General features: G+C 72.6%; 23 protein-coding genes. 8 read left to right on the top strand and 15 right to left on the bottom strand.

What is annotated here, in order from left to right; translation table 11 throughout:
• Positions 1-42 precede the first annotated feature (42 nt).
• Positions 43-447, bottom strand: a complete 405-nt coding sequence (locus FKN01_RS14140) for a DUF1992 domain-containing protein (RefSeq protein ID WP_143620234.1) — start codon at positions 445-447, stop codon at positions 43-45.
• A 216-nt stretch (positions 448-663) separates the two neighbouring features.
• Between FKN01_RS14140 and FKN01_RS14135 the strand changes: the two genes are divergently transcribed.
• Positions 664-1,248 (top strand): hypothetical protein, encoded by a 585-nt coding sequence (locus tag FKN01_RS14135; RefSeq protein WP_143620232.1) that lies wholly within the window; start codon positions 664-666, stop codon positions 1,246-1,248.
• Positions 1,245-1,781 (top strand): hypothetical protein, encoded by a 537-nt coding sequence (locus tag FKN01_RS14130; RefSeq protein WP_143620230.1) that lies wholly within the window; start codon positions 1,245-1,247, stop codon positions 1,779-1,781. The genes FKN01_RS14135 and FKN01_RS14130 overlap by 4 nt, the downstream gene beginning before the upstream one ends.
• Positions 1,782-1,863: 82 nt before the next feature.
• On the opposite strand, the gene FKN01_RS14125 is transcribed toward FKN01_RS14130, so the two are convergent.
• The 3 genes from FKN01_RS14125 to FKN01_RS14115 form a co-directional block, all read right to left on the bottom strand.
• Positions 1,864-2,667 carry a tyrosine-protein phosphatase gene (locus tag FKN01_RS14125; RefSeq protein WP_143620228.1) on the bottom strand — a complete coding sequence of 268 codons (804 nt, stop codon included), beginning with the start codon at positions 2,665-2,667 and terminating at the stop codon, positions 1,864-1,866.
• 251 nt (positions 2,668-2,918) lie between these two features.
• Positions 2,919-3,218, bottom strand: coding sequence for an SHOCT domain-containing protein (locus FKN01_RS14120; protein WP_143620226.1), 300 nt, complete (start codon positions 3,216-3,218; stop codon positions 2,919-2,921).
• Between the two features lie 50 nt (positions 3,219-3,268).
• Positions 3,269-3,697, bottom strand: coding sequence for a DUF1269 domain-containing protein (locus tag FKN01_RS14115; RefSeq protein WP_260696873.1), 429 nt, complete (start codon positions 3,695-3,697; stop codon positions 3,269-3,271).
• A 192-nt stretch (positions 3,698-3,889) separates the two neighbouring features.
• Between FKN01_RS14115 and mutA the strand changes: the two genes are divergently transcribed.
• Genes mutA through meaB form a run of 3 tightly spaced genes read left to right on the top strand, consistent with a single transcriptional unit; the run spans position 3,890 to position 8,957 of the window.
• Positions 3,890-5,746 (top strand): methylmalonyl-CoA mutase small subunit, encoded by a 1,857-nt coding sequence (gene mutA, locus FKN01_RS14110; protein WP_143620224.1) that lies wholly within the window; start codon positions 3,890-3,892, stop codon positions 5,744-5,746.
• On the top strand, positions 5,746-7,947 hold the full coding sequence (gene scpA / locus FKN01_RS14105; RefSeq protein WP_143620222.1) for a methylmalonyl-CoA mutase: 2,202 nt from the start codon (positions 5,746-5,748) through the stop codon (positions 7,945-7,947). The genes mutA and scpA overlap by 1 nt, the downstream gene beginning before the upstream one ends.
• Positions 7,948-7,958: 11 nt before the next feature.
• Positions 7,959-8,957, top strand: coding sequence for a methylmalonyl Co-A mutase-associated GTPase MeaB (gene meaB, locus FKN01_RS14100; RefSeq protein ID WP_143620220.1), 999 nt, complete (start codon positions 7,959-7,961; stop codon positions 8,955-8,957).
• Positions 8,958-8,981: 24 nt separating this feature from the next.
• On the opposite strand, the gene FKN01_RS14095 is transcribed toward meaB, so the two are convergent.
• The 6 genes from FKN01_RS14095 to FKN01_RS14070 form a co-directional block, all read right to left on the bottom strand.
• Positions 8,982-10,343, bottom strand: coding sequence for an NAD(P)/FAD-dependent oxidoreductase (locus FKN01_RS14095; protein WP_143620218.1), 1,362 nt, complete (start codon positions 10,341-10,343; stop codon positions 8,982-8,984).
• A gap of 133 nt (positions 10,344-10,476) precedes the next feature.
• The gene (locus FKN01_RS14090) at positions 10,477-10,845 is read right to left on the bottom strand and encodes a hypothetical protein (RefSeq protein WP_143620216.1); all 369 of its coding nucleotides are present in this window, start codon (positions 10,843-10,845) and stop codon (positions 10,477-10,479) included.
• Positions 10,842-12,668, bottom strand: coding sequence for a cytochrome c oxidase subunit I (gene ctaD / locus FKN01_RS14085; RefSeq protein WP_398932285.1), 1,827 nt, complete (start codon positions 12,666-12,668; stop codon positions 10,842-10,844). The genes FKN01_RS14090 and ctaD overlap by 4 nt, the downstream gene beginning before the upstream one ends.
• Before the next feature lie 88 nt (positions 12,669-12,756).
• On the bottom strand, positions 12,757-14,976 hold the full coding sequence (locus FKN01_RS14080; RefSeq protein WP_143620212.1) for an NADP-dependent isocitrate dehydrogenase: 2,220 nt from the start codon (positions 14,974-14,976) through the stop codon (positions 12,757-12,759).
• A gap of 99 nt (positions 14,977-15,075) precedes the next feature.
• The gene (locus tag FKN01_RS14075) at positions 15,076-16,101 is read right to left on the bottom strand and encodes a glutathione S-transferase family protein (RefSeq protein WP_143620211.1); all 1,026 of its coding nucleotides are present in this window, start codon (positions 16,099-16,101) and stop codon (positions 15,076-15,078) included.
• A 13-nt stretch (positions 16,102-16,114) separates the two neighbouring features.
• Complete coding sequence (locus FKN01_RS14070) at positions 16,115-17,593, bottom strand: MFS transporter (protein ID WP_143620209.1); 1,479 nt, start codon at positions 17,591-17,593, stop codon at positions 16,115-16,117.
• An 89-nt stretch (positions 17,594-17,682) separates the two neighbouring features.
• Here FKN01_RS14070 and FKN01_RS14065 point away from each other — a divergent pair, with 89 nt between their 5' ends.
• Positions 17,683-18,078 (top strand): molybdopterin-binding protein, encoded by a 396-nt coding sequence (locus FKN01_RS14065; protein WP_143620207.1) that lies wholly within the window; start codon positions 17,683-17,685, stop codon positions 18,076-18,078.
• 4 nt (positions 18,079-18,082) lie between these two features.
• Here the strand turns inward: FKN01_RS14065 and FKN01_RS14060 are convergent, their stop codons facing one another.
• The gene (locus FKN01_RS14060; RefSeq protein WP_143620205.1) at positions 18,083-18,628 is read right to left on the bottom strand and encodes a DUF1697 domain-containing protein; all 546 of its coding nucleotides are present in this window, start codon (positions 18,626-18,628) and stop codon (positions 18,083-18,085) included.
• 164 nt (positions 18,629-18,792) lie between these two features.
• Here FKN01_RS14060 and FKN01_RS14055 point away from each other — a divergent pair, with 164 nt between their 5' ends.
• Positions 18,793-19,203, top strand: a complete 411-nt coding sequence (locus FKN01_RS14055; RefSeq protein ID WP_143620203.1) for a PTS-dependent dihydroxyacetone kinase phosphotransferase subunit DhaM — start codon at positions 18,793-18,795, stop codon at positions 19,201-19,203.
• A 28-nt stretch (positions 19,204-19,231) separates the two neighbouring features.
• Positions 19,232-19,747 carry an NUDIX domain-containing protein gene (locus FKN01_RS14050; RefSeq protein WP_143620201.1) on the top strand — a complete coding sequence of 172 codons (516 nt, stop codon included), beginning with the start codon at positions 19,232-19,234 and terminating at the stop codon, positions 19,745-19,747.
• Here the strand turns inward: FKN01_RS14050 and FKN01_RS14045 are convergent.
• The 4 genes from FKN01_RS14045 to FKN01_RS14030 form a co-directional block, all read right to left on the bottom strand.
• Positions 19,725-20,039 carry a DUF6191 domain-containing protein gene (locus FKN01_RS14045; RefSeq protein ID WP_143620199.1) on the bottom strand — a complete coding sequence of 105 codons (315 nt, stop codon included), beginning with the start codon at positions 20,037-20,039 and terminating at the stop codon, positions 19,725-19,727. The genes FKN01_RS14050 and FKN01_RS14045 overlap by 23 nt on opposite strands.
• Before the next feature lie 58 nt (positions 20,040-20,097).
• Positions 20,098-21,138, bottom strand: a complete 1,041-nt coding sequence (locus FKN01_RS14040) for an NAD(P)-dependent alcohol dehydrogenase (RefSeq protein WP_143620197.1) — start codon at positions 21,136-21,138, stop codon at positions 20,098-20,100.
• An 81-nt stretch (positions 21,139-21,219) separates the two neighbouring features.
• A complete protein-coding gene (locus tag FKN01_RS14035) occupies positions 21,220-21,990 on the bottom strand; it encodes an SDR family NAD(P)-dependent oxidoreductase (RefSeq protein ID WP_143620195.1) in 771 nt (256 codons plus the stop codon).
• Positions 21,987-22,655 (bottom strand): TetR family transcriptional regulator, encoded by a 669-nt coding sequence (locus tag FKN01_RS14030; protein ID WP_143620194.1) that lies wholly within the window; start codon positions 22,653-22,655, stop codon positions 21,987-21,989. The genes FKN01_RS14035 and FKN01_RS14030 overlap by 4 nt, the downstream gene beginning before the upstream one ends.
• Positions 22,656-22,674: the final 19 nt, after the last annotated feature.

Raw genomic sequence — 22,674 nt, 5'->3', positions numbered from 1 at the left:
CCCCTCCGGGAAGCGGCCCCGGCCCCTTGCGGCCCCGGCCCTTCAGGAGGCGGCGCGCCCGGTGCGCCACTGCGCCACCAGGGCGTCCACGTCGAACGGGCGCAGGTTGAGCAGCGGGCCCGGCGGGGGCCTGCGGACGGCCTCGCGGATCTTGTCGTTCACCTCGGTCAGCACCCGGCGCACCTCGGCCTCGGTCCGGATCTCCGGCAGTCCGGCGACGACGTCCTCGGCCTCCTTGCGCAGCGCCAGCGCCGGCGGGAGCACCGACACCCCTTCGCGCCGCATCTTCGACTTGATCCACCAGGCCTCGTCGTACGGGGCGCTCAGCGCTTCGATCGGCTTGCCGAACCCGGGCAGCCGGGAGACGTCGCCCCGGAGTTCGGACTCCCGGATCTGCTGGTCCACCCATGATTCGAAGCTGACACCCGCGGGTTTGCGCTCGGTCACCGTGATCCCCTCTCGGAGTACGCCTGCTGCGGCGCCTTCCACCCTACCGAGGCGCCCGGGGGCGCCTGTTGAGCGGCAGACCGTGCAATCACCGCGTCTCGAACGCGTTCGCGGGGGTACACGAGCGTCACGCCCGGCCGGAACGGAGCCGGGCAACGGACCCGAAGGGGTGGTGGGAGTGGAACACAGCGACCTGCGGACCGACTACCGCCGGGGGTGGTGACGATGACGACCCTCGTGATCATCCTCGCGGTCGTCGTGGTGGTGGCCGCCGGAGCGTTCCTCGTCTTCGGCCGGAAGAACGGCGGCCACGGACTGCGGCGGCGTTTCGGACCCGAGTACGACCGTGCCGTGGCCCGGCACGACGGCGACACGAAGGCCGCCGAACACGAACTGAACGAACGGCTGAAGCGGCACGGCTCGCTGGACGAGCGTGCGCTGACGCCCGAGGAGCGGGAGCGGTACCTCGCCCGCTGGGCGCGGGTCCAGGACCGGTTCGTCGACGCGCCGCGGCAGGCGGTGGCCGAGGCCGACACGCTCCTCGCGGAGCTGGCCCGGGATCTCGGCTTCCCCGACGGCGAGGACTTCGACGAGCAGAGCGACGCGCTCTCCGTCCACCACGCCCACCACGTCCACGGCTACCGGCGCGTGCACGCCGCGAAGAGCGGCGAGGGCGACACGGAGCGGCTGCGGACGGCGCTGGTCGAGGCCCGGGGCCTCTTCGACGTCCTCGTATCGAACGGCACGGACCGCCCGGCCCGCCGGGACAAGCAGCACGCGGAAGGAAGTGGCACGGCATGACCAAGGACACGGACCCGACCCCGCGGCCCACGGCCGCGCCCACGAGCCGCCCCGACACCGGCGACCGGGCCGCCGGCGGCGCGTCCCCGTACTTCTCCGACGACGGCTCGGCCCGCCCGCCCCGGACCGCGCCCCCCGCTCCCCCGGCCGTCTCGCCGGTCCCGCTGGCCGAGAAGGACCTCGGGCACAAGCACACGGACGATACGACGCGACAGCTCGTCCCCGGCCGCGACGGCCGGGCGCACACCTCGCGGGACGGCGCCGGCCTCCTCCCGGCCGGCGACCAGGACAGGCTGGCCCACCGGCTGCACCAGGCGGTCACCGACTTCGTGGAGAGCCCGCACCGGGCGGTGGAGGAGGCCGAGTCCACGTTCGACGCCGTGGTCGCCGGCCTCACGGACGCGCTCAAGGAGCGTCGCAGCGCCCTCCACGTCGGCGAGCGGGACGGCGGCGACCCCGGGGCGCGGACGGAGGAGCTGCGGATCACCCTCCAGCACTACCGCGACCTGACCGAACGCCTCCTGAAGGTCTGACACGAAGCTCCGGACAGCCGGCTGCCCCGGCACCGCGGACGCGGGCCGGGGCAGCAGGCTGTCCGGGGAGGGCGCGGCGGGCCTACGAGTCGGTGTAGACCACCAGTTCGCTGCGCAGCCGCCGCAGCGTGGGGCCGGGAACGCGCAGGCAGTCGCGTACGTAACCGTCCAGACCGCCCCAGCGCTCGTCCATGGCGGCCAGGGCCGTGTCGAGGTAGCGGGGCCGGACCTCGGTGATCGCCGAGGCGATCTCGGGGTCGCCGCCGGCGTCGAGGAAGCCCTGCACGTACGGGCGTCCGACGACCCGCAGGACCGGGTTGACCGCCAGGAACTCCTGCCGCACCACATCGCGCGAGGCGCCGAGGATCAGGAGCAGCAGGGCGGCCCCCCAGCCGGCCCGGTCCTTGCCGGTGGCGCAGTGGAAGAGCACCGGCCGCGCGGCGGGGTCGGCGGCCGTGTCGACGAAGGCCCGGTACGCCGCCGCGGCTCCCGGCGAGAGCACCAGCTGCCGGTACGACTGGGCGACCGCTTCCTCGGCCTTGCCGTTGCCCAGCAGCCGTTCGGCCTCGACCGGGTCGGCGAGCAGCGCGCGGAACCGGGCGGGCGTCACCCCCGGATTGTCGCCCAGCACGTCGGCGACGAAGAGCCGGGCACCGGGCGGCAGGGAGTCGGGGGCCGAGCCCCGCTCGTCGGCGGTCCGCAGGTCGACGACCGTACGGACGCCCAGGGCGGCCACGGCCGCGGCGTCCACCGGGTCGAGACCGCCGAGCCGGCCGGAGCGCAGCACCACGCCCGGCCGGACCTGCCGGCCCGGGCCCAGCGTGATGCCGCCGAGATCGCGCAGATTGAGGGCGGAAACGGTCGGGACGGCCCTGACGGTTTGCACGATGGATCTCCTCTTTTCCCGGCGCGCATCCGAAATGGTTTCGGCCTGGCCGGATCAGAAGTCGCGTGGTGTCGTCACATCGAGGGAGCAGAACTCCGGGAAACTCCGGGGACCACCGGCCGCGCCGCGCGGGCAGCCGGAAGCCGCGGAGCGGGTCCGTGCGTGCCGTCGCGGCGGTCTCCGGCCGCCTTCCGCCGTCATGCGGGCAGGCGGGAGGAGGGCCACGGGGCGGGCGCCCCGCGACCCCGTGCTCACCCGGCCAGCAGCCGGGCCTTCTGCGCCTCGAACTCGGCGTCGGTCAGGATGCCCTGCTGCTTCAGCGCGGCCAGCCGCTCCAGCTGCCCGACCACGTCCCCGCCGGGCGCCGGCGGCGGTGCGACGGGCTGCGGGGCGGGCGCCACCGGCTGCTGGGCGGCGTACTGCTCCGCCTCCTGCTGGGCGAACCTGGTCTGCTGGTGCTGCTGGACCCGCCCGGTGACGGCGGACGCGGTGCCGGCGATGACGGCCGTACGGGCGGCGGCCCCGATGAGGCCGGGTCCGCGGCGGTTCATTCCGGGTCCTCGGAAGATCGGCATGGCGTGTTCCCCTTCCGGTGCGGGCGTCAGCTGCCGTGGCCGGCGGCGGAGGCGGCGGCCTCCGCGACCTCGGCGGGAATCCGTTCGTGGGCGATGACCTGGCCGCCCGAGGCGCGAACGGCCTCGGCCAGCGGAACCGCCCAGAGGTCCTCCCACACGATGAGCGCGGCGGAGCTGCCCGGCGGCACGCGCTCGCCGAGCATCCGGATGTCCTCGCTGTTCAGCATGCCGCTGACCTCGCCCTCGACCGGCTCGAACGAGACCAGGTCGTCGGGGTCCAGATCGTCCAGCTCGACGGCCTGGATGGTGCCGTCCTCGGCCCTCTGAACGAAGGTCAGGTCCAGGATGCGCACGGCCTTCGACGCGACCGCGTCGGCCAGCGCGGGCGCGATGGCGCCGGTGAACCGGCTGCCGGGGAAGGCGACGACGAGGTATTCCACAGGTCCCACGGTCACGGCGCGTCCTCTCCGCATGAATGGATTGGCAGCAGCATAACTTCGGGCATTCCCCGCCGCACCAGGACAAAAGCCCGCGTAGCGGACTTTCGGTTACGCGACAGTGCGTAAAGGATCAAGTGCGCTGGGGGAGGGCAAGGTCACAGGCCGACGCACTGCTCCTCCCCCGGGAGCTGTCCTAGCATCTGGGCCATGACGGTCCAGCCTGCTGACGAGCTTCCGCTGGCCGCCGGATTCCCTGACCCCGCCCACGAGCAGTGGCAAAGCCTCGTCGAAGGTGTGCTGCGCAAGTCGGGCAAGGACCTGTCGGGACCGGCCGCCGAGGAAGCACTGTCCACCACGGTGGAGGACGGGCTCATCACCCGGCCCCTCTACACCTCGCGCGACGACGCGCCCGACGCCGGTCTCCCCGGCTTCGCCCCGTACACCCGCGGCAGCAGGCCGGCGGGGAGCACCGCGGGCGGCTGGGGCGTACGGCAGCGGCACGCGTTCACCGATCCCGCCGTGCTCAACGAGGCCGTGCTCGCGGACCTGGAGAACGGCGTCACCTCGCTGTGGCTGGCCGTCGGGGGCACCGCAGGTGTGCCGGTCTCCGGTCTGGAGCGGGCACTCGACGGCGTCCTGCTCGACCTGGCGCCCGTCGTCCTGGACGCGGGCGGGGAACTGGACGCCGCGGCGGCCGAGTTGCTCCGGCTGCACACGGAGCGCGGTGTCCCGGCCGGGCAGGTACGGGGCAACCTCGGCGCCGATCCGCTGGGGCGCGCCGCGCGCGAGGGCACCGAGCCCGATCCGGCGGAGGCCGTCCGCTGGGCGCGGCGGTGCGCGGCGGAGTATCCCGGGCTGCGCGCGGTCGTCGTGGACGCGATGCCGTATCACGAGGCGGGCGGCTCGGCGGCCCAGGAGCTGGGCGCCTCACTGGCCACGGGCGTCGCCTATCTGCGGGCGCTGACCGGGGCCGGGCTCGGCGTCGACGCGGCGTGCGGGCAGTTGGAGTTCCGGTACGCGGCCACCGCCGACCAGTTCCTGACCATCGCGAAGATGCGGGCGGCGCGCCGGCTGTGGGCGCGGGTCGCCGAGGTCTGCGGGGCCCCGGACGCCGGGGCGCAGCGGCAGCACGCGGTGACGTCGCCGGTCATGATGACGCGGCGCGATCCGTGGGTGAACATGCTGCGGACCACCCTCGCCGCCTTCGGCGCGGGCGTCGGCGGGGCCGACGCGGTGACCGTGCTGCCGTTCGACCACGCGCTGGGCCTGCCCGACGCGTTCGCCCGGCGCATCGCCCGCAACACCTCCACGATCCTGCTGGAGGAGTCGCACCTGGCGCGGGTGATCGACCCGGCGGGCGGTTCCTGGTACGTGGAGCGGCTCACCGACGAACTCGCGGAAGCGGCCTGGTCGTTCTTCCAGGAGATCGAGCGGGCGGGCGGCCAGGCCGCCGCGCTGGGCTCGGGGCTGATCGAGGAGCGGATCGCGGCGACCTGGGCGGAGCGCGGCAAGGACCTGGCGCGGCGCAAGGAGCCGGTGACCGGGGTGAGCGAGTTCCCGCTGCTGGCCGAGCGCCCGGTGGAGCGCGAGCCGCACCCGGCGGCCCCGGCCCGGGGCGGCCTTCCGGTCGTCCGGCGCGACGAGGCGTTCGAGGCGCTGCGGGTCCGCTCGGACGCCCATCTCGCGGCGACCGGCGGCAGGCCGCGCGTCTTCATCGCCGCACTGGGCCCGGCGGCGGTGCACACCGCGCGGGTCTCCTTCGCCGCGAACCTGTTCCAGGCGGGCGGCGTCGAGCCGGTGCACGAGCCGGTCCGGGTGGACGCGTCGTCGGTGGCCGGGGCGTTCGCCGCCTCGGGCGCGGACGTGGCGTGTCTGTGCTCCAGCGACGCGCTCTACGCCGAACAGGCGGAGGAGGTCGCCGCGGCGCTGGTCGCGGCGGGCGCGCGGCGCGTGTACCTGGCGGGGCGGCCCGGCGCGTACGACGGTGTCGACGAGTACGTCTTCGCCGGCTGCGACGCGGTGTCCGTGCTCTCTTCCCTTCTCGACCGGATGGGTGTGGCGTAATGCGTATCCCCGATTTCTCCGACATCGGGCTCGGGCCGGACGGCGCTCCCGAGGTGACCGAGGACCAGTGGCGCTCCGCGGTCAAGGAGTCCTCCGGCAGCTCGGCCGGCGACCTGCTGTGGGAGACCCCGGAGGGCATCGGCGTCAAGCCGCTGTACACCGGGCGTGACCTGGAGGGCCTGGACTTCCTCGGGACGTATCCGGGCATCGCGCCGTATCTGCGCGGCCCGTACCCGACGATGTACGTCAACCAGCCCTGGACGATCCGCCAGTACGCGGGCTTCTCGACCGCCGAGGAGTCCAACGCCTTCTACCGGCGGAATCTGGCGGCCGGGCAGAAGGGCCTGTCGGTCGCCTTCGACCTGCCGACGCACCGCGGTTACGACAGCGACCACCCCCGGGTCACGGGCGACGTCGGCATGGCGGGTGTGGCGATCGACTCGATCTACGACATGCGTCAGCTCTTCGACGGCATCCCGCTGGACCGGATGTCGGTGTCGATGACGATGAACGGCGCCGTGCTGCCGGTCCTCGCGCTGTACATCGTGGCCGCCGAGGAACAGGGCGTACCGCCCGAGAAGCTGGCCGGGACCATTCAGAACGACATTCTGAAGGAGTTCATGGTCCGCAACACCTACATCTATCCGCCCAGGCCCTCGATGCGGATCATCTCCGACATCTTCTCGTACACCTCGCTGAAGATGCCGCGCTACAACTCGATCTCGATCTCCGGCTACCACATCCAGGAGGCCGGGGCGACGGCCGATCTGGAGCTGGCGTACACCCTGGCCGACGGGGTCGAATACCTGCGCGCCGGACAGAACGCGGGGCTCGACGTCGACGCCTTCGCTCCCCGGCTGTCGTTCTTCTGGGCGATCGGCATGAACTTCTTCATGGAGGTCGCGAAGCTGCGCGCCGCCCGGCTGCTGTGGGCCAAGCTGGTGCGGCAGTTCGACCCGAAGAACGCCAAGTCGCTCTCCCTGCGCACCCACTCGCAGACCTCCGGCTGGTCACTGACCGCCCAGGACGTCTTCAACAACGTCACACGCACCTGTGTCGAGGCGATGGCCGCGACCCAGGGGCACACCCAGTCCCTGCACACCAACGCGCTGGACGAGGCGCTGGCGCTGCCCACCGACTTCTCCGCGCGCATCGCCCGCAACACCCAGCTGCTGCTCCAGCAGGAGTCCGGCACCGGGCGGGTCATCGACCCGTGGGGCGGCAGCGCGTACGTCGAGAGGCTGACGTACGACCTGGCGCGGCGGGCGTGGCAGCACATCGAGGAGGTCGAGGCCGCGGGCGGCATGGCCAAGGCCATCGACGCCGGCATCCCCAAGCTCCGCATCGAGGAGGCCGCCGCCCGCACCCAGGCCCGCATCGACTCCGGCCGCCAGCCCGTCATCGGGGTCAACAAGTACCGGGTCGCGACCGACGAGCAGATCGATGTGCTCAAGGTGGACAACTCCTCGGTACGCGCCCAGCAGATCGACAAGCTGCGCCGGCTGCGCGAGGAGCGCGACGAGCGGGCCTGCCAGGACGCCCTGCTCGCGCTCACCACGGCCGCCGGGCGCGACCCGGGCCCCGGCCTGGACGGCAACCTCCTCGCCCTGGCCGTGGACGCGGCCCGCGCGATGGCGACCGTGGGCGAGATCTCCGACGCCCTGGAGAAGGTCTACGGCCGGCACGCGGGCCAGATCCGTACGATCTCCGGCGTGTACCGCAACGAGGCAGGGGAGTCGCCGTCCGTGGACCGCACCCGGGCACTGGTCGACGCGTTCGAGGAGGCCGAGGGACGGCGTCCGCGCATCCTGGTCGCCAAGATGGGCCAGGACGGGCACGACCGGGGCCAGAAGGTGATCGCGACCGCCTTCGCCGACCTGGGCTTCGACGTGGACGTCGGCCCGCTCTTCCAGACTCCGGGCGAGGTCGCCCGGCAGGCGGTCGAGGCGGACGTGCACATCGTGGGCGTCTCGTCACTGGCCGCCGGCCACCTCACCCTCGTCCCGGCGCTCCGCGAGGAGCTGGCCGCCGAGGGGCGCGAGGACATCATGATCGTGGTGGGCGGGGTGATCCCGCCGCAGGACGTCGACGCGCTCCTGGCGGCGGGCGCCGCGGCCGTGTTCCCGCCCGGAACGGTGATCCCGGAGGCGGCCCACGATCTGGTGACGCGGCTCGGGTCGTCGCTCGGCCACGAGCTGTGAGCCGCTGAGCGATGGCCCCGAGGATCGATCTCGACAGTTATGTGAAGGGGGTGCTCGACGGGAGGCGCGCGCACATCGCGCGTGCCATCACCCTCGTCGAGTCCACCCGCCCCGACCACCGGGCGCTCGCCCAGGAGCTGCTGCGCCGGCTGCTGCCGCACTCGGGCCACGCCCGGCGCGTCGGCGTCAGCGGGGTGCCCGGAGTCGGCAAGTCGACGTTCATCGACGCGCTCGGCACCATGCTCACCGGGCTCGGGCACCGGGTCGCCGTGGTGGCGGTCGACCCGTCGTCCAGCCGGACGGGCGGCTCCATCCTGGGCGACAAGACCCGGATGGAGCGCCTGGCGGTGGACCCGAACGCGTTCGTGCGCCCCTCCCCCAGCGCCGGCACGCTGGGCGGGGTGGCGAGGGCGACGCGCGAGTCCGTCGTGGTGCTGGAGGCGGCGGGCTACGACGTGGTGCTGGTGGAGACCGTCGGCGTCGGCCAGTCGGAGACCGCGGTCGCCAACATGGTCGACACGTTCCTGCTGCTGACCCTGGCGCGCACCGGCGACCAGTTGCAGGGCATCAAGAAGGGCGTCCTGGAGCTCGCGGACGCCATCGCCGTCAACAAGGCGGACGGCCCGCACGAACGCGACGCGAAGGCCGCGGCCCGCGAGCTGGCGGGCGCGCTGCGGCTGATGCACCCGGCGGACGCGGCGTGGACGCCGCCGGTGCTGACGTGCAGCGCGCGCGAGTCGACCGGTCTCGACACGCTGTGGGAGCGGCTGGAACAGCACCGGGCGCTGCTGGAGTCGACCGGCCGGCTCGCGGCCAAGCGCAGTGACCAGCAGGTGGACTGGGCCTGGACGATGGTGCGCGACGAACTCCTGGAGAGCCTGCGCGGCCACGCCGGTGTGCGGGCGGTGGCGCCGGACCTGGAACGCCGGGTGCGGGAGGGGACGCTTCCGGCGACGCTGGCCGCCGAGGAGATCCTCGCCGCGTTCCGCGGGTCCGGCCCGGCGGTCTGAGCGTCCGCCGCCCGGCGCGCCCGGTCACATCCGGGTGTGCAGGGCGGCGGTGTGCTTCCGGACCTGTTCCGGGGTGAGGTAGCTGTCGGTGTATTCAAAGTCCCGCAGCGTCGCCGGCTTGCGCATCTGGAAGCCCGTGCGGACGAAGTCGTCGCCGGCCGCGGCGTTGATCAGCCAGTTGGCCATGACGCGGGCCTTGGCCGCGTTGGTGCGCAGCGCCGACCAGTGGTAGCCGCGGGCCACGGCCTGGGCGGCGATGCCGTGCATCTCGATGCCCAGCGGCTTGGACACGGCGTCCTTGCCGCCCAGGTCCACGACGAGCCCGAGGTCCTTGTGGACGTACGGCTGAAGCGGCTGGTTGCGCAGCTTCGCCAGGAGGTTGTCGGCGAGTTTGCGGCCCTGGCGCAGCGCGTGCTGGGCGGTGGGCGGGCAGACCGCGCCGTCGCCCTTGGCCAGGTCGGGCACGGCGGCCACGTCACCGAGCGCGAAGATGCCGTCGTGGCCGGGCAGCGTCATCTCGGGCGTGACGGCGAGCCGGCCCTTCACGGTCTCCGCGTCGAAGGTGCCGGCCAGCGGGCTGGCGGCGACCCCGGCGGTCCAGATCAGCGTCCGGCAGGGCAGCACCCGGCCGTCGGTGAACGTGACGGTGTCCGGCCCGGCCTCGGCGACGGACACGCCGAGCGACACCTCGATGCCCCGGTCGCGCAGCACCTTGAGGGCGCTGGCGCCCAGCTTGTCGCCGAGCTCGGGCATGAGCTTGGGGGCGATGTCGATCAGGTGCCACTTGACGAGCTTCGGGTCGAGCCGGGGGTAGTGCCGCAGCGCGTTGGTGGTGAGGCGCTGCAGGCAGGCCGCGGTCTCGGTGCCGGCGTATCCGCCGCCGACCACGACGAACTGGAGCCGGGAGGCCCGCTCCTCCTCGTCGTCGCTGGCGTCCGCGAGGTCGAGCTGCGCGATGACGTGATCGCGCACGTAGGCGGCCTCGGCCAGCGTCTTCATGCCGCGGGCGTGGTCGAGGAGCCCGGGGATGTCGAAGGTCCGGGTGACGCTGCCGGGGCTGAGGACGAGGTGGTCGTACCGTTCGTTGACGATCTCGTCGGTGATCTTGCGGATCACGCACACCTTCGCCTCGGGGTCCACGCCGATGGCCCCGCCGGGAATGATCCGGGTGCGGTGGCGGCTGCTGCGGCGCAGCGAGAGCGCGACGGACTGCGGGGTCAGCACCCCGGACGCCACCTGGGGCAGCAGGGGCAGGTAGAGCTGGTACGAGAACGGGGCGACGAGCGCGACGTCCGCTTCACCGGGCCGCAGCCCCCGCTCCAGACGGCGTACGCACTCGACCCCGGCGAAACCGGCTCCGACTACGAGAATCCTGGGTCGTGCCACAGTGATCGTCCCTTCTGGGGGTCTGCACGGTCGTCCGTTCGCCTGCCCCGTCACACGCGCCCGTCACCTCTCATCTTCACGACCGGCGGGCGAGCGCGCCTGCTGGGAAGGCAGAACGGACGACCGGACCGGGTCACCTGGCCAGGTAGGTGAGCACACCGCAGGCGCCGCCCGCCGCGCCCGCGCAGACCACGGCGGCGGCGACACAGCGGGCGCGCAGCCTGCGGTAGCGCTCGGTGTACTCGCCGCGCAGTTGCAGGGCGCGGGCGGAGATCCGTGCCAGCACCACCCGGGAGTCGGCGGTCCGCTCCGCGGTGTAGACCCGCTCCACGTCCTCGCGCTGGGCGGTGGTGAGCCAGGGCAGCTGGTCGGTGAAGCGGCGGGCGAGCCGGCGCGCCTGCTCGACCTCCGCGTTCCACAGCAGGTAGCCCTCCATCTGGGCCAGTCCCCGGACGCTCTCGGCGTCCGGGTCGGCCGGCGCCCGCCTCTCCTCGCCGCTCACGCCTGCTTGTCCCCCGGCGCCACCGTCGCGGAGGTGTGCGGCCGGGTGGCCGCCTCCTCCAGCTCGCGCACGGCGGGGTGGTGCAGGTCGAAGGCCGGGGATTCGGAGCGGATACGGGGAAGGGTGACGAAGTTGTGCCGGGGCGGCGGGCAGGAGGTCGCCCACTCCAGCGAACGGCCGTAGCCCCACGGGTCGTCGGCCATGACCTGCTTGCCGTACTTGGCGGTCTTCCAGACGTTGTAGAGGAAGGGCAGCATCGACAGGCCGAGCAGGAACGAGGAGAGGGTCGAGATGGTGTTCAGAGCGGTGAAGCCGTCCGCGGCGAGGTAGTCCGCGTACCGGCGGGGCATTCCCTTGGCGCCCAGCCAGTGCTGCACCAGGAACGTGCCGTGGAAGCCCACGAACAGCGTCCAGAAGGTGATCTTGCCGAGCCGCTCGTCCAGCATCTTGCCGGTGAACTTCGGCCACCAGAAGTGGAACCCGGCGAACATCGCGAAGACCACGGTGCCGAAGACGACGTAGTGGAAGTGGGCGACCACGAAGTACGAGTCGGAGACCTCGAAGTCGAGCGGCGGGGACGCCAGGATCACCCCGGTCAGACCGCCGAAGAGGAACGTGACGAGGAAGCCGACCGACCAGAGCATCGGCGTCTCGAAGGACAGCGAGCCCTTCCACATGGTGCCGATCCAGTTGAAGAACTTCACCCCGGTGGGCACCGCGATGAGGAACGTCATGAACGAGAAGAAGGGCAGCAGCACCCCGCCGGTGACGTACATGTGGTGCGCCCACACCGTGATCGAGAGGCCGGCGATGGCGATGGTGGCACCGATCAGACCGATGTAGCCGAAGATCGGCTTACGGCTGAAGACTGGGATGATCTCGGAGACGATGCCGAAGAACGGCAGGGCGATGATGTACACCTCTGGATGGCCGAAGAACCAGAAGAGGTGCTGCCACAGCAGCGCGCCGCCGTTGGACGGGTCGTAGATGAGCGCGCCGAACTTGCGGTCCGCCTCCAGGGCCAGGAGTGCGGCGGCGAGGACCGGGAAGGCCAGCAGCACCAGCACACCGGTCAGCAGCACGTTCCAGGTGAAGATCGGCATCCGGAACATCGTCATGCCGGGCGCGCGCATGCATACGATCGTGGTGATGAAGTTGACCGAACCGAGGATCGTGCCGAACCCGGAGAAGGCCAGGCCCATGATCCACAGGTCACCGCCGACGCCGGGCGACCGGACCGAGTCGGTCAGCGGCGTGTAGGCGAACCAGCCGAAGTCGGCCGCGCCGTTCGGGGTGAGGAAGCCGGCCACCGCGATGAGCGAGCCGAACAGGTACAGCCAGTAGGCCAGCATGTTCAGCCGGGGGAACGCCACGTCGGGCGCACCGATCTGCAGCGGCATGATCCAGTTCGCGAAGCCGGCGAACAGCGGCGTCGCGAACATCAGCAGCATGATCGTGCCGTGCATCGTGAACGCCTGGTTGAACTGCTCGTTCGACATGATCTGCATGCCCGGCCGGGCCAGCTCGGCGCGCATGAACAGGGCGAGCAGCCCGCCGCCGAGGAAGAACGCGAACGAGGTGACCAGGTAGAGCGTGCCGATCGTCTTGTGATCGGTGGTGGTCGCCCATTTGATGACGACGTTGCCGGGCTCCCTGCCGCGTACCGGCAGCTCGTTGGAGTACGACTCCTCGTCCTCGGCCGTACCTGGTGTGCCCGTCGTCGTCACGGGGCCGCTCCTTCGCTTGTGCATCCGTGTTACCGGATGCAGCAAACCAGCGAAGCGGGTCCGTCGCGCGGCCCGGCACCCGCCGGGGCGCGACATTCACCCGTCAGGGGGGTTCGGGGCCTCCCCCGGACACACCGGCGCCCCGGCGCGGCGGAGGCCGGCCGGGGCGTCGGGTGACCGTCGGTCAGGCGAGGCTCGCGATCGCCTGGTTGAACGTCGCGGACGGACGCATGACGGCAGCGGCCTTGGCCGGGTCGGGCTGGTAGTAGCCGCCGATGTCGGCCGGCTTGCCCTGGACCGCGATCAGCTCGTCGACGATCGTCTGCTCCTGCTCGGAGAGCGTCTTGGCGAGCGGGGCGAACGCGGCGGCGAGTTCGGCGTCGGCGGTCTGCTGCGCCAGCTCCTGGGCCCAGTACAGGGCCAGGTAGAAGTGGCTGCCGCGGTTGTCGATGCCACCGAGGCGGCGGGAGGGCGACTTGTCCTCGTTGAGGAACGTGGCCGTGGCCCGGTCCAGCGTGTCGGCGAGGACCTGGGCGCGGGCGTTGCCCGTGGTCTGCGCGAGGTGCTCGAAGCTGACGGCGAGGGCCAGGAACTCGCCCAGGCTGTCCCAGCGCAGGTAGTCCTCCTTGACCAGCTGCTGGACGTGCTTGGGCGCGGAGCCGCCGGCGCCCGTCTCGAAGAGGCCGCCGCCGTTCATCAGCGGGACGACGGAGAGCATCTTCGCGCTGGTTCCGAGCTCCAGGATCGGGAAGAGGTCCGTGAGGTAGTCGCGGAGCACGTTGCCGGTGACGGAGATGGTGTCCTCACCGCGGCGGATGCGCTCCAGGGAGAAGGCGGTGGCCTCCTTCGGGGTCATGATCTCGATCTGCAGACCCTCGGTGTCGTGCTCGGCGAGGTAGGTCTTCACCTTCTCGATGAGCTTCGCGTCGTGGGCGCGGTCGGCGTCGAGCCAGAAGACGGCCGGGCTGCCGGTGGCGCGGGCGCGGGTGACGGCCAGCTTGACCCAGTCCTGGATCGGCAGGTCCTTGGTCTGGCACATGCGGAAGATGTCGCCGGCGCCGACGGCCTGCTCCAGCACGGCGTTGCCGGCGGCGTCCACGACGCGCACGGTGCCGGTGGCGGGGATCTCGAAGGTCTTGTCGTGGCTGCCGTACTCCTCGGCCTTCTGCGCCATGAGGCCGACGTTGGGCACGGAGCCCATCGTGGCCGGGTCGAAGGCGCCGTTGGCGCGGCAGTCGTCGATGACGACCTGGTAGACACCGGCGTAGCTGCTGTCCGGCAGCACGGCGATGGTGTCGGCCTCGTTGCCGTCCGGGCCCCACATGTGGCCGGAGGTGCGGATCATGGCCGGCATGGAGGCGTCGACGATGACGTCGCTGGGGACGTGCAGGTTGGTGATGCCCTTGTCGGAGTCGACCATGGCGAGGGCGGGGCCCTCGGCGAGCTCGGCGTCGAAGGACTCCTTGATCTTCGCGCCCTCGGGCAGGGCCTCCAGGCCCTTGAGGATGCCGCCGAGACCGTCGTTCGGGGTCAGGCCGGCGGCGGCGAGCGCGTCGCCGTACGCGGCGAAGGTCTTCGGGAAGAAGGCGCGTACGACGTGGCCGAAGATGATCGGGTCGGAGACCTTCATCATCGTGGCCTTGAGGTGCACGGAGAAGAGCACGCCCTCGGCCTTGGCGCGGGCGATCTGGGCGGTGATGAACTCGCGCAGGGCGGCGACGCGCATGACGGAGGCGTCCACGACCTCGCCCGCGAGGACCGGGACGGACTCGCGCAGGACGGTGGTGGTGCCGTCGTCGCCGGCGAGCTCGATGCGCAGGGTGCCGGGCTCGGCGATGACCGCGGACTTCTCGGTGGACCGGAAGTCGTCGACGCCCATGGTGGCGACGTTGGTCTTCGAGTCGGCGGTCCAGGCGCCCATGCGGTGCGGGTGGGTCTTGGCGTAGTTCTTGACCGACGCGGGGGCGCGGCGGTCGGAGTTGCCCTCGCGCAGGACCGGGTTGACGGCGCTGCCCTTGACCTTGTCGTAACGGGCGCGGACGTCCTTGTCCTCGTCGGTCTTCGGGTCGTCCGGGTAGTCCGGGAGGGCGTAGCCCTGGGCCTGGAGCTCGGCGATCGCGGCCTTCAGCTGCGGGATGGAGGCCGAGATGTTCGGCAGCTTGATGATGTTGGCGCCCGGAGTGGTGGCCAGCTCGCCGAGCTCGGCGAGGGCGTCGTCGATGCGCTGGTCCTCCCGGAGGCGCTCGGGGAAGCCGGCGATGATCCGGCCCGCGAGGGAGATGTCCCGGCTCTCGACGGTGACCCCGGCCTTGGAGGCGTACGCCTCGATCACGGGCAGGAACGAATACGTCGCCAGGGCCGGGGCCTCGTCGGTGTGTGTATAGATGATGGTCGAGTCAGTCACCCTGTGCTCCGCTCCACGTCTGCAACATTGCTTGACATCAAGATATCTCGTGAGCGGCGCGGGCTCGACAGGGCCCTGCCACACCGGCCGGAAGACGTCCTACGGACGGCCGCCGGGCGGCACGCCCTCGCCCCTGGGCACCGGTCCGGGCGGGGTGCCGTCGCCGAAGGGGCGTCCGCCGAGCTGTTCGCGGTGGTGCGGGGTCAGCCAGCCGGAGAGGTCGGGGCCCGCGGGCACGATGCCGGTGGGGTTGATGCCGGTGTGCACCCGGTAGTAGTGCTGCTTGATGTGGTGGAAGTCGACCGTGTCCCCGAACCCGGGGGTCTGGTAGAGGTCCCTGGCGTACGCCCACAGCACCGGGTCCTCGGAGAGTTTCCGGCGGTTGCACTTGAAGTGGCCGTGGTAGACGGCGTCGAAGCGGACCAGGGTGGTGAAGAACCGGATGTCGGCCTCGGTGATCGTGTCGCCGACGAGGTAGCGCCGGTCCGCGAGCCGCGCGGACATCTCCTCCAGGCGGCGGAACAGCGCCTCGTACGCCTCCTCGTAGGTGTCCTGGCCGTCCGCGAACCCGGCCCGGTAGACCCCGTTGTTGACGTCCCGGTAGATGCCCTCCATGACCGCGTCGATCTCGGCGCGCAGCGGCTCGGGGTAGAGGTCGGGCGCGCCGGGCCGGTGCAGGGCGGTCCACTCGGTGGCGAGGTCCAGGGTGATCTGCTGGTAGTCGTTGGTGACCAGCTTGCCGCTGGGTACGTCGACGATCGCCGGGACGCTGACGCCGCCCGGGTAGTCGCGCTCGCGGGCGTCGTACGCCTCGCTGAGGTAGCGGATGCCGAGCACCGGGTCCCGGCCCCCCGGGTCGAGCGTGAAGCGCCAGCTGCGGTCGTCCTGCAGCGGGTCGGCGACGGCGAGCGAGAGGGCGTCCTCCAGGCCGAGCAGCCTGCGGGAGACCAGCGCGCGGCTGGCCCAGGGACAGGCCCTGCTGGCGACGAGCCGGTAGCGGCCGGCTTCGACGGGCCAGCCGTCGCGGCCGTCGGCGGTGATGCGGTCCGCGAAGTGACTGCGGGAGCGCTTGAAGGGCTTGTGTCCGTAGGAGCTGTTGCCGTCGGTGCCGGCGGAGTCGTTCATCGCGTTCTCCTCATCAGGCGGCTGCGGGAGGTGGTGAGTGCTGTGTACGGCGTCTGCCCCGTCGGCCGCCGCCCACGTCGGCGACCGCGACGAGCAGGGCGCCGGCGACGAAGGCCACGGAGACGATGAGCCCGTGGTCGTACGCGTCGGACCAGCCGTCACCGCCGACCTGGGCGAAGAACACCGCACCTACGGCGGCGATCCCGATGGCGGAGCCGACGCGCTGCCCGGTCTGCAGGGTGCCGCCGGCGCTGCCCGCGGTGGCCACCGGCACCTCGGAGAGGGTCAGGGTCTGGTTGGGCGCGATGACCAGGCCGCTTCCCAGCCCGGCGAAGAGCAGCGGGGCGGCCATCGCCCAGCCGGCGCCCCGCCCGGGCACGAGGTGGACGGCGAGCGCGGTGGCCCCGAGGCCCACGGCCACGGAGGCCAGTCCGACGACGACGAGGGGGCGGCCGAAACGTCCGACGAGCCTGCCGCCGGGACCGGCGGCGATGGCGGAGCCCAGGGCGAACGGGGTGATCGCCAGACCGGCCTGGAGGGCGGTGTAGTGCAGGCCGCTCTGGAGGTAGAGCGTGGTGATGAAGAAGATGGAGGTGAAGCCGGCGAAGTACAGCAGGATGAGCAGACAGCCCAGCCAGTACGAGCGCACCCTGAAGAGCCGGAGGTCCACCACCGGCTGGGTGCCGCGCCGGCCGCACCGGGACTCCCAGCCGACGAATGCGGCGAGCAGCGCCACGGCCAGGACGAGCAGCAGCCACTTCTCGTCGCCGGGCCACTGGCGGGACTGGACGAAGGGCAGCAGCAGGGCCAGGACCCCGGAGCCGAGCAGCAGCACGCCGAGCGGGTCGAGGTCCCGCGGCCGGACCCGGCCGGCGGACGGGGTGTCGGGCAGCAGACGGCGGGCCAGCAGGAGGCAGACGAGCCCCAGGGGCAGGTTCACGTAGAACACCCAGCGCCAGCCCTCGTCCGCTCCGGCCGCCTGGATCAGCAGGCCGCCGAGCAGCGGGCCGACGGCGGTGGAGATGCCGACCACCGTGCCGAACATGCCGAAGGCGCGACCGCGCTCCCGGCCCCGGAACATCTGCTGGATGAGGGCGGAGATCTGCGGCGAGACCATGCCGCCCGCCAGCCCCTGGACCAGGCGGGCGATCACCAGCCAGAGGCTGGACTGGGCGGCGCCGCAGGCCGCGGAGGACAGCGTGAAGAGCGTGAGCCCCGCCATGAAGACGGCCCGCCGGCCGCGTGCGTCGCCGAGCCGTCCGGCCGGGATCAGGAACAGGCCGAAGGCCAGGGCGTAACCGGACAGGACCCATTGCAGGTCGGACTCCGGGGTGTGCAGCCCCTCCTTGATGGAGGGCAGCGCGACGTTGACGATGGAGACGTCCAGGAGGGTCATGAATCCGGCGACCAGGCAGACGGCGAGCGCCCGCCACCGTCGCGGATCGGGCGCGTCGTGCCCGTCGGAGCCCCGGTCCCCCGCGCTGTCTGCCATGGTTGGCACCCTAGGACGCGCGCGGTGATTCCTCATCCCGGCTGGTCCACCCGGCCGTGCGGGGCGGGGCGCCGGTTAGGGTACGGCCCATGCAGTCGTACACGATCGGGCAGGCGGCCCGGCTCCTGGGCGTCAGCCCCGACACCGCCCGCCGCTGGGCCGACGCGGGGCGCGTCGCGACCCACCGCGACGAGGGCGGCCGGCGCCTCATCGACGGGCGTGACCTGGCGGCGTTCTCGGTCGAGGTGGCGCAGAACGGCGCGGGTGACGACGAGGTCTCCTACACCTCGGCGCGCAACGCGTTCGCGGGGATCGTCACCGCGGTGAAGCTGGGCGATGTGGCCGCGCAGGTCGAGATCCAGGCCGGCCCGCACCGGCTGGTGTCCCTGCTGACTCGGGAGGCCGTGGAGGAACTGGGCCTGGAGGTCGGTGTGCAGGCCACCGCCCGGGTGAAGTCGACCAGCGTGCACATCGACCGCGCCTGACCGGTCAGCCCGTGCCCTTGCGGGCGGCGGCCAGGATCTTCACGACCGTGTGGAAGAAGCGGGTGGTCGCGTCGCGGCCCAGGACGCCTTCCTGGAAGCCCTTCGCGGCCGGGGCCTTGCCGTTGACCAGATGCCAGACGACGAAGGCGTCGTGGTCGGTGTGGCCGATGATCTCCATGTCCTTCTTCGGGGAGAGCATCGGCAGGGCCAGGTCCGGTGCGATGCGCCCGGTCGTGAACACGACGCAGCGGCGGATGTCGTCGCCGGCCGGGACGTCCTTGAACGGGTCCAGCGCGATCAGCGCCTCCAGCTCCGGGACCGTACGCAGGCAGACGGTGACCTCGTAGCCGAGCGCCCGCTCGAGGTGGTCGCCGATACGGGCGGCGAGCGCCCCCCGGTCGGTCTCGTCGGACTCGAAGAAGACGTTGCCGCTCTGGATGTAGCTGCGCACGGAGGCGAGACCGAGCTCCGTGAAGAGTCCGCGCAGGCGCTCCATCCGCACGGAGCGGCCCGGCACGTTCAGACCTCGGAGCAGTGCGATGTACAGCAAATCCGATCACCTGTTCATGCGAAGGGGAACTCGGCCGCGGCGGACGCCGACAGCGTAGCGCCGCCGACTTCGCGGCGGCGCGATCACGGCCTACGGTGGGGGGACAGGACGATGCTCGACGCGCCGCTGACCGCCGCGCCGGCGGAGACGGACGGGGGCCCGGTGTGAGCACAAAGGCGCAGGTGGGCATCGTGCTGGTCGCGCACAGCGGGGCGGTGGCCGCGTCGGTGGCGGAGCTGGCCCGGGGGCTGGCGGCGGGCGGGACGACGGCTCCGGTGGCCGCGGCCGGCGGCACCGGGGCGGGCGGGCTCGGCACGAGCCCGGAGCTGATCGCTCAGGCCGCCCGGTCGGTGGACGGCGGTGCCGGGGTCGCCGTCCTGGTGGACCTGGGCAGCGCGGTGGTCACGGTCAAGGCGATGCTGGCCGGGGGCGGCGGACTCCCGGCCGGGACGCGGCTGGTGGACGCCCCATTCGTGGAGGGTGCGGTGGCCGCCCTGGTCACGGCGTCGGCGGGCGGCGACCTGGACGCGGTGGCGGCGGCGGCCCGGGAGGCGTACGACCACCGCAAGGCGTAGTGACCGGGCGCAGCGCACACTTGACGGCATGACGGGCAAGAAGACCACCCGCCGGCGCAGCGCCGGTCTCCTGCTGTTCCGCACCGGAGCCGGGCGCGGCCTGGAAGTGCTCATCGGCCACATGGGCGGCCCGTTCTGGACGGGGCGCGAGGAAGCCGCGTGGTCGGTGCCCAAGGGCGAGTACGCCTTGGACGAGGAGCCGAGGGCGGCGGCGCGGCGCGAGTTCGAGGAGGAGTTCGGGCATCCGGCGCCGGACGGTGCGTGGCTGGATCTCGGCGAGGCCCGTCAGCCCAGCGGGAAGACGGTCACCGTGTGGGCGCTGGAGGGCGATGCCGATCCGGCGACGGCGGTGCCCGGCACCTTCTCGATGGAGTGGCCCCGGAAGTCGGGGACGCTGCGGGAGTTCCCGGAGATGGACCGGTTCGCCTGGTGTACGCCCGAGGAGGCGGCAAAGCGGCTTGTGAAGGGGCAGCGGGTCTTCGTGGACCGGCTGCGGAAGCGTCTGGCGGGCGGTGGGTCGGTCAGTGCGGGTGGAGGCGGATGACGGCGAGGCCGCGGTCCAGGTCAACGGTGGAGCGGTGCGGCGGGGCGCCGTCCTCCTCGTCGTCGCGGAGCAGCAGGGCGCTCTGCCGTTCCTTGAGCTCGCTCTGCTTGCCGGGCGAGAACGCGGCGTGCAGCTGCTCGAAGCCGGTGGCCGAGATCTGGCCCTGGCGGGCGCTGTTGCGCCAGGGCAGCAGGCCCGCGCGCCCGGCCCGCAGCAGCAGCTGGTCGAGGAAGGCCGCGGCGGTCAGGCCGATGACCAGGCCGGGCAGTGTCATCAGGACGAGGAATCCCATGCGGCCAGTCTCGCCGTACGGGCGCGGCCGGTGCAACGGCCGCGCCCGTGGGACCGGGTCAGCTCTGCGGAAGGATGACCGCCCGGCCGTTGATCTTGCCGGCGTGCAGGCGCTCGTAGGCGAGCGGCGCCTCGTCCAGCGGGTACGTCTCGACGTGGACGTCCACCGCGCCCGCGTGGGCCAGGTCGAGCACCTCGGCCAGTTCGGAACGCGATCCCCAGTACGGGGCGGTGACCGTCGTGTTGAACGGCAGGACGCCGAAGCCGACGGGCAGCGTTCCGCCGCCGATGCCGACGATGGTCACGTCGGAGTCGATGGCGGCCGCCGCGCCGGCGGTGGCGACGGTCGGCGGGGCACCGACGAAGTCCAGGACGACCTGGGCGCCGGTGCCGCCCGTCAGTTCACGGATGCGGGCGGCCGCGTGCTCGTCGGACAGGACGGTCTCGTGCGCGCCGACCGTGCGGGCGAGGGCCAGCTTGTCCTCGGTGACGTCCAGGGCGATGACCCGGGCGGACGTGAGGGCGCGCAGCAGCTGGATCGCGACGTGGCCGAGGCCGCCGGTGCCGATGACGACGGCGGTGGCCCCGGGGACCAGCTTCGGCAGGGAGCGCTTGATGGCGTGGTACGGGGTGAGGCCGGCGTCGGTGAGCGGCACGGTCCGGACCGGGTCGAGGTCGCCGATGGGCACGAGGTGGCGCGGGTCGTCCACGATCATGTACTCGGCCATGGCGCCGGGCGAGCCCAGGCCGGGCGGGTTGATGCCGAGCGCGGCGGCGCGCAGGCAGTAGTTCTCCTTGCCCTCGGCGCACTTCACGCAGGTGCCGCAGCCCCAGGGGCCGTAGACGGCGACGGACTGGCCCGTCTCCAGGCCGGTGACGCCGTCACCGAGCGCGGCGATCGTGCCGACGCCCTCGTGGCCGAGGGTGAGCGGCAGCGGGTACGGGAACTCGTCCGCGGTCCAGCTCATCACGGCGATGTCGGAGTGGCAGACGCCCGCCGCCGTGACCTTCAGCAGCACCTGCCCGGGGCCCGGCTCGGGATCGGGCACGGTGACGACCTCGGGTGCGGCGCCGATCTCCCGGTACTGAACTGCCTTCATGGGGTCCTCCTTGACCTCAATGACTGTTGCGTCTTCTGCTGACCCCCCGTTCCCCCGTCCCCCCTCCCCCTGCGGCCCCGCTCAGGAGGCCGAGTAGCCGCCGTCCACCAGGTGGTAGCTGCCGTGGATGAACGAGGCGCGGTCGGAGAGCAGGAACGCGGCGAGCTCCGCGACCTCCTCGGAGGTGCCCAGGCGGCCCGCCGGGTGCAGCGAGATCAGGTGGTCGCGGGCCGGGCCCTCCGTGTCCCGCAGCAGCGGGGTGTCGATGAAGCCGGGGCCCACCGCGTTGATCCGCACGTTCTGGGCGGCGTACTCCAGCGCGGCGGTCTTGGTGAGACCGACGACGCCGTGCTTCGCGGCGACGTAGGCCGGCGAGCCGGCGAAGCCGTTGGTGCCCAGGATCGAGGACATGTTGACGATCGCGCCGCCGCCCGCGGCGACGATGGCGGGCAGCTCGTGGCGCATCGAGTAGAAGACGCCGCTGAGGTTGGTCGCGACGACCCGGTCCCAGTCCTCGACGGCGTACTCGCCGGTCGGGGCGCTGGGGCCCCCGATGCCCGCGTTGTTCACGGCGAGGTGCAGCGCGCCGAAGGTGTCGACGGCGAACCGTACGCCCGCCTCGACGGACGCCGGGTCGGTGACGTCCATGGCCACGGCGGCGGCCCGGCCGCCGGCGCTCTCCAGGGCGGCGGCGGCCTCGCGGGCGCTCGCCTCGTTGTAGTCGGCGACGACGACCGAGGCGCCCGCGCCGGCCAGCCGGTGGGCGAGGGCCAGGCCGATGCCGGAGGCGCCGCCGGTGATGAGGGCGGTGCGGCCGGCGAATTCCTGCTCGGTGGGGGTGGTGGTGCTCATGGGGTGCCGTTTCCTTCCGTGGTGCTGGTGGTGCTGTGCGGCGCGGAGCCGGTGAGGAGTTCGCCGGCCAGGGCGTCGAAGGCCTGTTCGACGAGCAGGGGCAGCTCGTCGGGGCGGCCCTGGCGCACCCAGGCGGCCTGGGCGGCCAGGAGGGCTCCGGCTCCGGCCGCGACCGTGACGGCGGGCCGCAGGTCGCTGAGGGGGTCGGTGCCGAGCCGGTCCGCGACGATGGCGACCGAGTCCGCCTGGGCGTCCACCCGGATGTGGTGGAACGCCGCGTAGAGGGTCGGTTCGCGCTCGGCGAGGACCAGCAGTTCGTAGATGCGCGGGCGGCGGTGCCAGGCCGGGACCTCGGGGTCCGCGAGCCAGTCCCGGACGGCGCGGCGGTAGGCGGTGAGCGGGGGCTCACCGGCCGGGCGGGCGCGCAGGGCGTCGTTGATCCGGTCGCCGTCGCCCCGGACCGAGTCCAGGACGGCGTCCTCCTTGCCGGCGAAGTACCGGCTGAAGGTCCGGCGGTCCAGGTCGGCGCGTGCCGCGATCTCCTCGACCGTGACCTCCTTGAGCCCCCGGTCGAGCACGAGCTCGAACGCGGCTCCGGCCAGCGCGTCCCGGGTCCGGCGGGCCTTGCGGCCCCGCCTGTCCGGAATCTTCGATTCCGCTTGCATGTGTCCCACCGTACACCCC

The organism is Streptomyces sp. 130 (assembly GCF_007096885.1).
In the GTDB taxonomy this organism is placed as follows: Bacteria; Actinomycetota; Actinomycetes; order Streptomycetales; family Streptomycetaceae; genus Streptomyces.
Note: the sequence above shows the minus strand (reverse complement) of the source record. Positions and strands in the feature narration are given on the sequence as shown.